Here is a 13,770-nt window from a genome sequence, read left to right on the forward strand (position 1 = left end):
GGGCGGTCGGTCGGTCGGGGCGCCGCACAGATGCAGGACCGATGCACGGATGGCGGACGAAAGTCGGCGTTCCGTCCTGCATCCGTGCATGCGTCCTGCAATCGCACACCTCCGACCGGAGGCGCTGCACGGATGGCGGAAAAGGAACGGATGCTGTCGCTCGGGCGCATCTCCGATGTCGGTGGCCGGTGCCAGGATCGAAGGATGCCGAAGACCGGTCGCGTGCAGCGCGACGACACCCTGATTCCCGCGAAGCCCCGCTCACAGGGTCCGCTCGTGCTCGTCGCCGCCCTCGTCACGGTGGTGCTGTGGGCGTCGGCGTTCATCGGCATCCGCGGTGCGGGCACTCACTTCGACCCGGGCGCCCTGGCGCTGCTGCGCATGGCCGTGGGCAGCGCGGCACTCGCGATCATCGCGGTGCGCCACGGCATCCGTCTGCCCGAACGTCGCCACCGGTGGCTCGTCGCCGTGTGGGGCGTCGGCTGGTTCTGCGTCTACAACCTCGCCCTGAACGCCGCGGAGCGCACCCTCGACGCGGGCACGGCGGCGATGGTCGTGAACCTCGCGCCACTGATGGTCGTGGTCTTCAGCGGACTGTTCCTGCGCGAAGGGTTCCCGAAACCGCTCGTCATCGGCGCTCCGATCGCGTTCCTCGGCGTGGTTCTGATCGGAATGAATTCGTCGACGAGCGAAGGACCCGACATCACCGGGCTGCTGCTCGCCCTGCTCGCCGCCGTCATGTACGCCGGGTGCACGCTGCTGCAGAAGCGGCTGCTCAGCGCCGGGTCCGATGCGACGACACTGACCTTCCTCGGGGCCGTGGCCGGCACGGTCGCCCTGCTCCCCTGGACGGGCAGTCTCGTCGGCGCCCTGCAGACGGCTCCGCCCGACGCGACGCTCTGGGTCGTCTACCTGGGCATCTTCCCGACCGCGATCGCCTTCACGACCTGGGCCTACGTCCTGCAACGCAGCACGGCGGGCCAGACCTCCGCCACGACCTACGTCGTTCCGGCGATCGCGATCCTGATGTCGTGGGCGATCCTCGGCGAGGTGCCTACTCCGCTCATGTTCGTGGGCGGGGCGCTGTGCCTGCTCGGAGTCCTCGTCACCCGCATGCGGTGGGGCCGCCGCACCTGACCTTTGCGCTCCGCCCGGCATGCCCAGGCCTCCCCTCCCGCTTCCCCCTCCTCGCCCGATAAGGTGTGCGCGGAGGCGAAGATGACGACCTGGTGGCCCTACGCACGACTCGCTGCAGCAGTGCTCTCACTCGCCGCGATCGTCGCCCAGCTGTCCCGCAGCATCGAGAACGCCCTCGCGGCCACCACCGAGTGGGGGCAGCATCTGCCGACGGTCGCCGCGAACTTCCTCAGCTTCTTCACGATCCTGTCGAACCTGCTCGCAGCGATCGTGCTGATCATCGCGGCGGTCTGGGCACTGCGCCACCGCCGTGACGGTCGGCCGGAGCCGAACGGGCTCGCCGTCGCCCTCGCGTGCGCGAGCACCTACATGATCGTCACCGGCATCGTCTACAACACGCTGCTCCGCGGCGTCGAACTGCCCCAGGGCGTCACGGTCCCCTGGTCGAACGAGGTGCTGCACGTCGTGTTCCCTCTGTTCCTGCTGCTCGATGTGCTCTTCGCTCCGCGTCGACGCGCCCTCGCCTGGAGCACGATCTTCATCGCCGCGATCTTCCCGATCCTCTGGGCGATCTACACGATGATCCGCGCGAACTTCATCACCTCGCCCGCCACGGGGAACACCTGGTGGTACCCGTATCCGTTCCTCGACCCGCGCCTCGTCGGCGGCTACCTCGGCGTCGCCGGCTACATCATCGGCATCGCGGTCGCGATCATCGGTGTGGCTGCCCTCGTCGTCTGGGTCGGTCGCCGGCGCGGTACGAGAGTGCCCGTCGACGCCTGACCGACGTCTGACCGGCATCCGCACCGGGACCGGCAGCGGCACAGGCGGGCGCGCCCATGGGCACAAGTCCCCATAGGCGGGCCGGATCGGCGCGTTCGGATGCGGTTACGCTGGTCGCGGGGGATCGTCGACGCGTCCCCGTGGCAACGAGGAGACACATCGATGAACGAGCCCTACGCGCCCGGCGCCTCTGCAGGTGCGACGCCGCCTCCCCCCGCGCCCTCCGGCTCGTCGATGCCCCCGGCCCCGCCCGCTCCAGCCACCCGCGCCGCGGCTGCGGCCGTCGCGCCGCCCGCGTCCCCCTCGGCGAGCAGGAAGTCCGAGGCCCCGACCGATGCCGAGCTGCGTCGCGCGAGTGAGGTGCTGAAGACCGTCTCCGACGCGTACTCGGCCAAGATGGTCGGCCAGGAGCGACTGCGCATGAGCCTGCTGATCTCGCTGATCGCCGGCGGCCACATCCTGCTGGAGAGCGTTCCGGGGCTCGCGAAGACGACCGCCGCGAGCACGCTCGCCGACACGGTCAAGGCGCAGTTCAAACGCATCCAGTGCACGCCCGACCTGCTGCCCAGCGACATCACCGGCAACCAGATCTACGACGCGGCGACCGGATCCTTCCGCACGGTGCTGGGTCCGGTGCACGCCAACTTCGTGCTGCTCGACGAGATCAACCGTTCGAGCGCGAAGACCCAGAGCGCGATGCTCGAGGCCATGCAGGAGCACCAGACCACGATCGGCGGCGAGGTTCACCACCTGCCGAAGCCGTTCCTGGTGATCGCGACGCAGAACCCGATCGAGCAAGAGGGTACCTACGAGCTGCCCGAGGCGCAGATGGACCGCTTCCTGCTCAAGGAGATCGTCGAGTACCCCAGCCCCGCGGAGGAGTTCGAGATCCTCGGCCGCATCGACTCCGGCGTGCTCGATCCCGACCGTCACGTCTCGAGCGCGATCAGCCTCGACGACGTCGACATGCTGCAGGACGTCGCGAGCCGGATCTACGTCGACCCCGCGATCCGCAACTACATCGTCTCGATCGCCTACGTCACGCGAAACCCCGCGCCCTACATCGGCGAGGAGCGTGCCCGGTACATCAAGTACGGCGCGAGCCCCCGTGCGAGCATCGCGTTCCTGCAGGCCGCCCGCGCGCTCGCCCTGCTCAACGGCCGTGCGCACGTGCTGCCCGAGGACATCCGCTCGCTCCGCCACCTGGTGCTGCGCCACCGCGTGCTGCTGACCTTCGAGGCCGACGCCGAGGGCATCCGCAGCGAGGAGATCATCGACCAGATCTTCGCTGCGGTCCCCACGCCCTGACACCCCCATGGCCAGCCTGATCACCCAGGTGAAGAGCAAGCTCTTCATCCACTCGTCGCGCAAGTCGCTGCACGCGCTCGACGGCGCCTACGCGTCGTTGCTGCACGGGCGCAGCCTCGACTTCGAGGATCTGCGCAAGTACGAGTACGGCGATCAGGTGCGCGACATCGACTGGCGCGCGACCGCCCGACTGGGCACGCCGCTGGTCAAGCGGCACCGCGCGATGCGCATGCACACCATCCTCTTCGTGGTCGACACCGGACGCTCGATGGCCGCCCTCGCCCACGACGAGAGGTCGAAGAAGGACCTCGCGATCCTCGCCACCGGCGTGCTCGGGGTGCTGGCGCTGCGGCACGGCGACGACTTCTCGCTCGTGTACGGCGACTCCGACCGCATCCGTCGCCGGGCACCGGGCCGCAGCGAGGGCGCTCTCGAACACGCGCTGCGCACGATCGAGGGAGCCATCGACTCCAGCACCGCGTCCAGCGACCGCGACGCCCTGCTCTCGTACGTCACCCGCACCATCTCGCGCCGGATGATCGTCGTGGTGATCACCGACGAGGCTCCCGTGACCGACGAGACCGAGCGGATGCTGCGACGCCTACGCGTGCAGCACGACGTGCTGTGGCTGACCGTTAGCGACGCGGATCCCGTGCTCGACCACGCGACCGGAACGATCCGCAGCGACGTGGACAGCCTGTGGGAGGTCCCGGACTTCGTGCAGGGCGACCTCGACATCATCCGCGAGCTCACCGCGCAGACCGAGGCCGACGCCGCCCGCCTCGCCGAGGTCCTCAAACGCATGGAGATCAGCCACAGTGTGCTGGCCGGTCAGGACGACGCCGTCTCGCAGCTCCTGCAGCTGCTGAATCGGAGGTCGAATGCCCGGCTCTGACGAGCTCTACCCTCCGGCCCAGTACGGCTGGGGCTGGATCCTGCTCGCGTTCGGCGTCCTGGCGCTCCTGATCGCGGGAGCCTGGCTGGTGGCCGCCCTCACCCGGCCGCGTCGCGATCTCACCCTCACCGACGAGTCGCAGGGGCCCTTGCTGCTGACCGTCGACGTGCTGTCGCAGCTGCGGGTGGAGTACCTCGACCGCATCCAGCGCATCGAAGACGACTACCGCGCCCGCACGCTCTCGGCCCGCAATGCGAACCTCGAGTTCAGCCGCGTGGTGCGCACGTTCGTCAACGAGTACAGCGGACTCGAAGCCCCGGTGCTCGCGCTCGACGACCTCGTCGCGCGCGGGGTGCACCCGGCGCTGATCGACGCCATGGGACGCCATTACTATCCGAGCATCTTCCGTCAGGGCCCCGCGATCGATCCGGCCGCGGGCGCCGAGGCCGCGCGAACGGTGGTGCGCACATGGCACTAGCCCACGGATGGCTGATCCTCGTCGCTGTCGGCGTCGTCCTCGCCGCGATCGCGATCGGGGTGGTCGTCGGCCTGCGCAGCGGCGCCAGGACCGAGGAGCACGAGCGCGCCCGCGTCGCCCGCGCCGAGCGCCTGCGGGCGCTGCCCACCTTCCGCCAGGCGTTGAACCGCCGCGTGCTCGCCCTCTCCGCCGTCCTGCTGCTCGGCGTGGTCGCCGCACTGTCGGCGGGAGTCATCGCGGCGCGGCCGATGTCGTCGCAGACCATCCAACCGGTCAACACGAGCCGCGACATCATGCTCTGCCTCGACGTCTCGGGGTCGATGAGCGAGGTCGATGTCGAGGTGCTGTCGGTCTTCGAGGATCTGCTCGACGACTTCGAGGGGGAGCGCATCGGACTGACGATCTTCAACAGCTCCCCCGTGCAGATCTTCCCGCTCACGGACGACTACGAGTTCATCCGCGGTCATCTGCAGAGCATCCGAGAGAGCTTCGACTACACCGATCAGGTTCCGGAGCACTGGGTCGGCACGCTGAACGGCAACGGCGCCTCGCTGATCGGCGACGGGCTCGCCGCCTGCACGATGGCGTTCGACCATCCCGACGACGAGCGCTCCCGCTCGATCATCTTCGCCACCGACAACGAGATCAACGGCGCCTCGATCGTGACCCTCGACGAGGCGGCCGCGTACGCCGACTCGATCGGTGTGCGCGTGTTCGCACTCAACCCCGTCGCGGGCAAGGACGACGCCGTGAGCGCCGAGCTGGCGAAGGCGGCCGAAGCCACGGGAGGCGCGGCCTACGGCCTGCGCGACACGACCACCGTCAGCGACATCGTCACCCAGGTGCAGGAGCAGGAGGCGACGGAGCTGAAGGGACAGGCGCAGGTGGTGTGGACCGACACCCCGAACCTGTGGATCGTGGTGCTGCTGATCTCGATGCTCTCGTTCCTCGTTGTGCTGTGGAGGGTGCGACTGTGATCTTCCAGCCCGTGCTGAACGTCTTCCTCCTCGTGCTGCTGTGCGCGCCGGTCGGGGCTCTCGCCGTGATCGCGCTGGCGAAGGCGAAGGGCCGCGACAAGGCGCTGTGGGTCCTGCGGCTCGTGCTGCTGCTGGCCTGCTTCGTCATGTTCCTGCGCCCCGGCATCCCCGGCGGCGCCACCCAGACCCTCGCGACCGACACCGACGTCGTGCTGGTCGTCGACACCACCGCGAGCATCGTCGCCGAGGACTGGAACGGCGACGAGCCGCGCCTCGACGGAGTGCGCGCCGACGTGCAGAGCATCGTCGACGAGTACCCGGGCGCACGGTTCGCCCTGATCACCTTCGACGCCTCGGCCGACCTGCGGATGCCGCTCACCACCGACACCACCTCCCTCATCTCGTCTCTCGACGTGCTGCGCCCCGAGGTGACGAGTCAGTCCCGGGGCAGCTCGATCGGCATCGCGAGTCCGCTGCTCGCCGAGACCCTCTCGAACGCGGCGGAGTCCTCACCCGACCGCTCGCGCATGGTGTTCTACTTCGGCGACGGCGAGCAGACGGTCACCTCGGCACCCGAGCCGTTCGACGGCAGCGCGGAGTTCACCGACGCCGGCGCCGTGTTCGGCTACGGCACCGCGGAGGGCGGGCCGATGCGGCTGACCACCGGCGGTCTCGGCGACTCGGGATCGGGCGAGTACATCGAGTACCAGGGGTCGAACGCGCTGTCGGTGATCGACGAGGCGAACCTCGAAGCGATCGCCGGTGAGCTCGGCGTCGAGTACCAGCACCGCACGGCGGATGCCGAGATCACGCTGCCCGACGCCCCGTCGACGACGACGAACTACGCCGAGTCCGGATCCGTCGGCAACGTCACCGAGCTCTATTGGATCGCAGCGCTCGTCGTCGTCGTCCTGCTCGGCGTCGAGCTCGCGCGGGCCAGCATGCTCGTCGCCCGGCTGCGGCTGCTGCGCACCCCGCGCTCCCGGGACCGGTCGACGCGCGACGCATCCCGGTCGACGCGCGACGCGACGGCGACCCGACCCGACGACGGAGGTGCCGCATGACCGAGGCGACGGCACCCGAGGCGACGGCGCCCGAGGACATCCGCGCGAGGGCGGCATCCGCTCTTCTGGCATCGAACCGCAGGCGGCGCCGCATCCGTCGCTGGATCGCGATCGGCACCCTGCCGCTCACTCTCGCCGCGCTGCTCTTCGTCGGCAAGGTGCTGAGCATGTACGCCTTCGCGCACCAGTCGATCACGGCCTACGTCGCCGACGACTTCGCGGGATCGGAGTCCGCCGCCCACGGCCAGGAGTTCCTCAACTGGTTCGAGCCGTACAAGGCTCCCTTCAACGCGGGCACCGCCCTCGCCGGCGCCGAGGAGCTGTCGGCATCCCGCGCGAAGCTCGAGGAATCTCTCGACCTGGCCACCGGCCTCGAGGTCTGCAGCGTGCGCATCAACCTCGGGCTCGTGATCGAGCGCATGGGAGATGCGGCCAGGGCCGACGGCGACGGCACGGGAGCCGCGGCGCTCTACGGCGAGGCGCTCACCGTGACGTCCGAGATGCCGCCGGAGTGCGACAGCGACGAGGCCGAGGAGCAGTCCTCCGACCCCGACCGCGACATGCAGCAGAGCAAGGAGGATCTCGAGGGTCGGCTGAAGCAGAAGCAGCAGCAGACGCCGCCGCCCGAGGAGGAGCAGCCTCAGGAGGAGTCGGAGCCGCAGCCGTCGGACGACAAGCTCGACGAGCTCAAGGACAAGCTCGAGCAGGGCACGCAGGAGCGGGACCAGCAGCAGGGCGAAGACGGCGGCGGCTCGGGGACGGACAAGCCATGGTGATGGATCACGAGAAGCAGCGCGCCCGCTACGTCGCCGGCACCGAGGGCGCGCCGCCGGTGCCGCCGCCCGGCGGATACCGCAACGCACGCCGCGCATCCGGCCCCTTCGTGCAGCAGCCCGGCGTTCCGGGGGCCACGGCCACCGCGACCGCGACCGGCTCTGCGCCCGGCTCGGCATCCGGCACCGCGGACGCGCCGAAGAGACCGGCGAACGCCCTGGGCTGGATCGCGCTGGTCGCCGGCATCCTGTTCGCCGCGATCCTGCTGATCACGCTGGCCGTGGGAGCGACCGACGTGCTCTACGGCGTCACGATGCTGACGCTGCAGCTCGTCGTGGTGGCGGTGATCGTCGGCGCGCTCTTCACCGCCCGCGGACGCACCCTGGCCGCCGCGGCGCTCGCGGTCACGCTGATCTTCAACGTCGCCACCGTCGGCGGCATCGGTGCGCTGCAGACCTCGGCATCCGGAAGCTACGACGGCATGAAGACCGAGGAGCAGAAGCACGAGGAGGCCTACCCGGGCATCAAGGGCACCGACCCGCAGGCAGCCCTCCGTCAGCAGTCGCTCGAGGAGGTGCGGGCGGAGGCCGACAGCGTCTTCGCTGACATCCGCGCCCGAATCACCGCCGAGTACGGGTACGAGTGGGTGCAGGTCGGCGACGAGGACCTGCGTCCCGAGCGCAACGGGTACGGCGGAGAATCGATGCTGATCGAGTACACGTCGGTGGGCTGGGCGACCACCCAGCCGATCCAGGACTACAGCACCAAGCTCGACGTCATGGCCACCATCGACGCGGTCGTCGCCGAGCACGGAATGCCGCCGCTCTACTCGTTCAACGGCGAGTACTCGGGCATCGATCCGACGATGATCGCGAAGCTCTACGGCAGCGAAGACCCGCGCGAGCAGCACACGTGGGAGTACTACACCGACAACTACCCCGATCCGACGCGGCTCTACGCCAACATCTACGACCTGTCGAACGACCCGACGGGCGACTTCCGCACCACTCGCGAGGCACAGAGCGCCCGCACGGGCGAACCGCTCGAGGGGCTGCAGATGGTCGTGCTCGCGAGCGCCGTGCTCAGCGAGAACGATCGGGCGGAGTACGAGGAGAAGCTGAAGGACTACCCCGGGTTCCAGTGATCGGGGGCGGCGGTGCGGTCGTCGCGGTCGTCAGGAGGCGAGGGCGAGACCTGCGGCGAGCGCGAAGCCCAGCACGGTCGCGAGCCCCGTCGATTCCTTCGCCTTCGACTGCGCCTCCGGGATCATGGAGTCGACCAGCATCACGAGCAGGGCTCCCGCCGCGAAACCGCTCGCTCCGGCACGGAAGCCGTCACCGGTCACACTCGTGAGAGCGAAGCCCGCGACGGTCGCCACCGCGCAGACGACCGCGACGCCGGCCCACAGCAGCAGCACCCGCGACTTCGCCATCCCGCCCTGCAGCAGGTCGGCCGCCGAGCCGATCGATTCCGGCAGGTTCGACACGAGGATCGCGACCACGAGCGCCACGCTCACCGGCTCTCCGGACGCCAGCCCGATACCGAGCACCAGCTGCTCAGGGATGCCGTCGAGCAGCGCACCCACCGCGAGCTGGCCGCCGCCGGCCTGCCCCTTCTTCTTCGCGGCTCTGGCGTCGAGGATGCGGGCGGCGATGTAGTAGCTGATCGCTCCCAGCGCGACGCCGAGCACGAGCGGGATGGGGCCGGCGAGTGCGAGCCCCTCCTCCCACAGCTCGAATGCGATCGACGCCATGAGCGCCCCCGCACCGAACCCGAGCACGATGCCGAGCCAGCGCGGCGGCCAGGCGCGCAGCAGTGCGAGCACCGCGCCGACGAAGAGGGGCGCCGCCGCCACCACGCTCCAGAGGATCGCTCCGCCCATGTCCTGCCTCCTTCAGGGCCACTCTGCCACTGAGGCGCCGAAACCGGTGAGTCGCCGCCTCCGCCGTTCAGTCGCGTACGCGGCGATGGATACCGAGGTCGGTGCGTCCCGGCAGCAGATCCGCCCGCAGCGCTCGGGTGCCGTGGTACTCGCCGTCGCGCAGCCGGCGGTACGGACTGCTCGGCGTCTCGTCGTCGATCCCCGCGAGTCGTGTGCGCAGACGGGAGGACTCCCGCTCGACGTCAGCGGCGCCGAAGCCGTCGACGTCGTGCACGACGTGCAGGTCGAGCGGCTCGATGCCGGTGTACCAGAGCGTACCGTGGGTGAGCGGGAACATCAGCGCGTCGATGTCGCCGCTGATGCCGCGGGTACCGATCGATCGGTCGTCCTCCCCCGCGGTCACGATCACGAGCGCGCGCCTACCGGCGAGCAGTCCCTCCCCGTACCGCAGCGGCAGCCCGGTCTCGGGGTCTGTGGGTCCGTAGGCGAATCCGTTCGTGAGCACGCGATCGAACCACCCTTTCAGGATCGCCGGCGGGCCGTACCACCACAGGGGGAACTGGAGCACGACCAGATCGGCCGCCTCGAGCTTGCGCTGCTCCTCGCGCACATCGGACGGCACCGTGCCTTCGGCGTGCGCGGCACCCATGAGGTCGACGACGTTCCCCTCCCGTCCGCCGGGCGCACCGAGGTCGGCAGCGCCGAGCACCGGATCGAACCCCTGCCGGTACAGATCGGAGACGTGCACGTCATGATCGTGCGACAGGAACTCCACGCCCTCTCGGAACAGACGGGCGTTGACGGAGCTCTCCTGGGGGTGGGCGAGGATCCAGTGGACGGTCTTACGGGGCGCGGACAAGCGAGGCTCTCTTCCGTGGGGATGGCGATGGCGGGATGGTGATGGCGGGATGCGGCGGCGGGCGTCAGCGGATGCCGGCGGCGTCGCGCGGGGAGCGTTCGGCGCCCTGCGGGGCGCGTCGCACCAACGGCACGAGCGCGGCGGCGGCCACCGCGACGGCGGCGACCACGAGAGCCACCGCGAATCCGCTCGCCCCGACGACCTGCGAGATCGTGCCGAGCACGGCGATGCCGAGCCCGCCGCCGAGGGCGAAGGCGACCTCCTGGATCGCGCCGACCTGCCCGGCGTCGTCCTCCGTCGTGACGTCGAACAGGGTCGTCGCCGCCAGGGTCGCTGCGACGCCGAATCCGGCGCCGACGAGCACGAGCGGCAGCGCCACGATCTCGGGATCCAGCGCCAACCAGACCAGCCCGACGCCCTGGATCACGAGCGCGAGCACCGTGAGCGAGGGTGAGGTCAGCCACCGCAGGAACAGGGGTGCGGCGACGCCGCCGAGGGCGATCGCGACCGCCTGCGGCAGGATCGCGATCCCCGCCTCCGCCGCGGAGTACCCGCGCAGATCCTGCAGGTGCAGGCTGACGAGGAGCACGCAGGCCGACGACACCCCGCTGCTCGCCACGATGCGAACCACCGCAGGACTGAAGCCGGACACGCGGAACAGGCGCAGGTCGATCAGGGGGTCACGCAGCGAGCGCTGCCGTCGGATGAAGAACGCGAGGGTCACCACGGCGATCAGGCCGGCGGCGGCCGCGGGAACCGGAGCGGCCAGAATCTCGTGGAGCGCGAACACCAGGGCACCCAGCGCCACGATCGACGACACGATGCTGAGGATGTCCCACGACACCGGCCGGGAGCTGCGCGAGTCCGGCACGAGCCAGAGGGCGAGCACCGCGGCGACCACCGCCAGCGGCACGCTCCCCAGCAGCAGCCAGCGCCATCCGGGCCCCTCGGTCACCAGACCGCCGAGAACGGGACCGAGGGCGCTGCCGGTGCCGAACGTCGCGGTCCACAGTCCGTAGGCGAGCACGCGCTGACGAGCCTGATAGTGCGCGCCGATCGTGGCGACGACGCCCGCGACGACGAAGGCCTCGGCCACACCGAGGAGGGCGCGCACGACGATCAGCACGAGGCCGTCCTGCGCGAGGCCGCCGATGAGGTTGAGGACCGCGAATCCGGCGAGGCCGAGGAGCACGATCCGCTTGCGCCCGACAGCATCTCCGATGCGTGCGGCGAGGATCAGCGTCGCCGCCAGAGAGAGGGAGTAGACGTCGACGAGCCACAGCGCGCCCGTGTCGCTGAGCGTCAGATCGCCGCGGATCGCGGGCAGCGCGGTCGACACGCTGCTGATCGCGAGCGCGCCGATCAGGATGCCGAGGAGGAGGGGGATCATGGCGAGCCACGGATGCCGCGGCGAGCGCGAACGGGTGGGTGCCACGGGCACGGAGGAAGTCACGTGTCCAGTGTCGCGGACCGGTACGAGACGAGCAAGTACGGTCATTCTGGTTACATACTGACGTTTCGGATACTATGGGACCGACGAAGGGCGGATCCGGTGAGGGAGAAGACGGCGCGCATCGTGCAGGAGTGGACGGACGCCTGCGATGCGGAGATCTCGATCGCGGTGCTCGGCGGCGCATGGAAGCCCAGCATCCTCAGCCTGCTGCGCGAGCACGAGGTGCTGCGGTTCGGCGAGCTGAGCCGCCTGCTCGACGAGCCGACGGCTCGCGTTCTGACCCGCCAGCTGCGCGAGCTCGAAGACGACGGCCTCGTCATCCGCACGGTGTATCGACAGGTGCCGCCCAAGGTCGAGTACCGGTTGAGCGAGCTCGGCCGTGGATCCCTGCCGCTCGTCGACGCGCTGACGTCGTGGGGCGGGAGCTATGCCGAGCACCAGCGGAGCCTGCTGCCGGGAGCGAGCGCTCCGGTCGCTCGCTGACCCCGCGCGAACGGCCCCGAGAGATCTTCGGCCATCGCGCACCTCGCGGACATCGGGCGCGTCCGAAACAGCCGACACGCCGCCGATAGACTGGGAGCCATGTCCAAGGTCCTCCAGTCACTTCCCGTCGGCGAGCGCGTCGGCATCGCCTTCTCCGGAGGACTCGACACCTCCGTCGCCGTCGCGTGGATGCGCGACAAGGGCGCCGTCCCCTACACGTACACCGGTGATCTCGGCCAGTACGACGAAGACGACATCGCGTCGATCCCCGGCCGCGCGCTGGAGTACGGCGCCGAGGCGTCCCGCCTGGTCGACTGCAAGACCGCGCTGGTCGAAGAGGGCCTCGTCGCCCTGTCGTGCGGCGCGTTCCACATCCGCTCCGGCGGCAAGACCTACTTCAACACCACGCCGCTCGGTCGCGCCGTGACCGGCACGATGCTGGTGCGCGCCATGAAGGAGGACGGCGTCGACATCTGGGGCGACGGCTCCACCTACAAGGGCAACGACATCGAGCGGTTCTACCGCTACGGCCTGCTGGCCAACCCCCGCCTGCGCGTCTACAAGCCGTGGCTCGACGCCGACTTCGTGACCGAGCTCGGCGGCCGCAAGGAGATGAGCGAGTGGCTCGTCGCCCACGACTTCCCCTACCGCGACTCGGTGGAGAAGGCGTACTCGACCGACGCCAACATCTGGGGGGCGACACACGAGGCGAAGACGCTCGAGCACCTGAACGTCTCGCTCGAGACGGTCGACCCGATCATGGGCGTCAAGTTCTGGGATCCGTCGGTCGCGATCGAGACCGAAGACGTGTCGGTCACCTTCGACGCCGGACGCCCCGTCGCCCTCAACGGCGTCGAGTACACCGATCCGGTGGCGCTCGTCATGGAGGCGAACACCATCGGCGGACGCCACGGCCTCGGCATGAGCGACCAGATCGAGAACCGCATCATCGAGGCGAAGTCGCGCGGCATCTACGAGGCACCGGCCATGGCGCTGCTGTTCATCGCGTACGAGCGCCTCGTGAACGGCATCCTGAACGAAGACACCCTGGCCACGTACCACGAGTCGGGTCGTCGCCTGGGTCGCCTGATGTACGAGGGGCGCTGGCTCGAGCCGCAGTCCCTCATGCTGCGCGAGTCGATCCAGCGGTGGGTCGGTCTCACGATCTCGGGAACCGTCACCGTGCGTCTGCGCCGCGGCGACGACTGGACGATCGTCGACACCACCTCGCCGAACCTGTCGTACGGCCCCGAGAAGCTGTCGATGGAGCGTGTCGGCGACGCGGCCTTCGGGCCGGTCGACCGCATCGGCCAGCTCACCATGCGCAACCTCGACATCGCCGACTCGCGGTCCCGCCTCGAGCAGTACGCCGGCCTCGGCCTGATCGGCGGCGCCACCGGCGAGCTCGTCGGCCGCGTCACCGCGGGCGAGTCCGGAGAGATCACCGGCGCGGTCGAAGACGTCGACCAGGCGCTCGCGGGCGCGGTGGACACCGCCTCCGAGGGCGCGGCCTTCGACTCCGGCACCGACTGACCGAACAGGCGTCACGAGAGGGGGGGGGGGGGGGGGAGCGAGCCCCCCCCCCAGCGGTGTGGGCGCGGGAGTGCGGGGCCAAATAATCACCGGCCGGGGGGGGTCGGGGCCGCCCCCCCCCCCGGGGGGGGTGGTTCGGCCGAT

The 13,770-nt window shown here is 70.0% G+C and carries 14 protein-coding genes; 11 read left to right on the plus strand and 3 right to left on the minus strand.

What is annotated here, in order from left to right:
* The first annotated feature begins 204 nt into the window (after positions 1–204).
* The 9 genes from ABTZ43_RS08100 to ABTZ43_RS08140 all read left to right on the plus strand — a co-directional run bounded on the left by ABTZ43_RS08100 (position 205) and on the right by ABTZ43_RS08140 (position 8,560).
* Positions 205–1,137 carry a DMT family transporter gene (locus ABTZ43_RS08100; protein ID WP_350538446.1) on the plus strand — a complete coding sequence of 311 codons (933 nt, stop codon included), beginning with the start codon at positions 205–207 and terminating at the stop codon, positions 1,135–1,137.
* A gap of 81 nt (positions 1,138–1,218) precedes the next feature.
* Positions 1,219–1,920 carry a Pr6Pr family membrane protein gene (locus ABTZ43_RS08105; protein ID WP_350538447.1) on the plus strand — a complete coding sequence of 234 codons (702 nt, stop codon included), beginning with the start codon at positions 1,219–1,221 and terminating at the stop codon, positions 1,918–1,920.
* A gap of 162 nt (positions 1,921–2,082) precedes the next feature.
* The gene (locus ABTZ43_RS08110; protein WP_253385123.1) at positions 2,083–3,228 is read left to right on the plus strand and encodes an AAA family ATPase; all 1,146 of its coding nucleotides are present in this window, start codon (positions 2,083–2,085) and stop codon (positions 3,226–3,228) included.
* Positions 3,229–3,235: 7 nt separating this feature from the next.
* Positions 3,236–4,123: a DUF58 domain-containing protein gene (locus ABTZ43_RS08115; protein ID WP_056414207.1), complete on the plus strand. Its 888-nt coding sequence runs from the start codon at positions 3,236–3,238 to the stop codon at positions 4,121–4,123.
* A complete protein-coding gene (locus ABTZ43_RS08120; protein WP_056414210.1) occupies positions 4,110–4,601 on the plus strand; it encodes a hypothetical protein in 492 nt (163 codons plus the stop codon). Before ABTZ43_RS08115 ends, ABTZ43_RS08120 begins: the two co-directional genes overlap by 14 nt.
* Positions 4,592–5,578 (plus strand): vWA domain-containing protein, encoded by a 987-nt coding sequence (locus ABTZ43_RS08125; protein ID WP_235564028.1) that lies wholly within the window; start codon positions 4,592–4,594, stop codon positions 5,576–5,578. The genes ABTZ43_RS08120 and ABTZ43_RS08125 overlap by 10 nt, the downstream gene beginning before the upstream one ends.
* Positions 5,575–6,642, plus strand: coding sequence for a vWA domain-containing protein (locus ABTZ43_RS08130; RefSeq protein WP_350538448.1), 1,068 nt, complete (start codon positions 5,575–5,577; stop codon positions 6,640–6,642). The genes ABTZ43_RS08125 and ABTZ43_RS08130 overlap by 4 nt, the downstream gene beginning before the upstream one ends.
* Positions 6,639–7,418: a hypothetical protein gene (locus ABTZ43_RS08135; protein WP_350538449.1), complete on the plus strand. Its 780-nt coding sequence runs from the start codon at positions 6,639–6,641 to the stop codon at positions 7,416–7,418. Before ABTZ43_RS08130 ends, ABTZ43_RS08135 begins: the two co-directional genes overlap by 4 nt.
* Positions 7,412–8,560, plus strand: a complete 1,149-nt coding sequence (locus ABTZ43_RS08140) for a hypothetical protein (protein ID WP_350538450.1) — start codon at positions 7,412–7,414, stop codon at positions 8,558–8,560. The genes ABTZ43_RS08135 and ABTZ43_RS08140 overlap by 7 nt, the downstream gene beginning before the upstream one ends.
* A 30-nt stretch (positions 8,561–8,590) precedes the next feature.
* Here the strand turns inward: ABTZ43_RS08140 and ABTZ43_RS08145 are convergent, their stop codons facing one another.
* The 3 genes from ABTZ43_RS08145 to ABTZ43_RS08155 form a co-directional block, all read right to left on the minus strand.
* Positions 8,591–9,298: a ZIP family metal transporter gene (locus tag ABTZ43_RS08145; RefSeq protein WP_350538451.1), complete on the minus strand. Its 708-nt coding sequence runs from the start codon at positions 9,296–9,298 to the stop codon at positions 8,591–8,593.
* Between the two features lie 67 nt (positions 9,299–9,365).
* On the minus strand, positions 9,366–10,157 hold the full coding sequence (locus ABTZ43_RS08150) for an NAD(P)H-dependent oxidoreductase (RefSeq protein ID WP_350538452.1): 792 nt from the start codon (positions 10,155–10,157) through the stop codon (positions 9,366–9,368).
* A gap of 64 nt (positions 10,158–10,221) precedes the next feature.
* A complete protein-coding gene (locus tag ABTZ43_RS08155) occupies positions 10,222–11,610 on the minus strand; it encodes an MFS transporter (protein ID WP_350538453.1) in 1,389 nt (462 codons plus the stop codon).
* A 99-nt stretch (positions 11,611–11,709) separates the two neighbouring features.
* Between ABTZ43_RS08155 and ABTZ43_RS08160 the strand changes: the two genes are divergently transcribed.
* A complete protein-coding gene (locus tag ABTZ43_RS08160) occupies positions 11,710–12,093 on the plus strand; it encodes a winged helix-turn-helix transcriptional regulator (RefSeq protein WP_350538454.1) in 384 nt (127 codons plus the stop codon).
* A gap of 99 nt (positions 12,094–12,192) precedes the next feature.
* Entirely contained in the window at positions 12,193–13,626 is a 1,434-nt protein-coding gene (gene argG, locus ABTZ43_RS08165) for an argininosuccinate synthase (RefSeq protein WP_045252663.1), read from the plus strand.
* Positions 13,627–13,770: the final 144 nt, after the last annotated feature.

This window comes from Microbacterium sp. NPDC097977 (genome assembly GCF_040302605.1).
GTDB lineage: Bacteria > Actinomycetota > Actinomycetes > Actinomycetales > Microbacteriaceae > Microbacterium.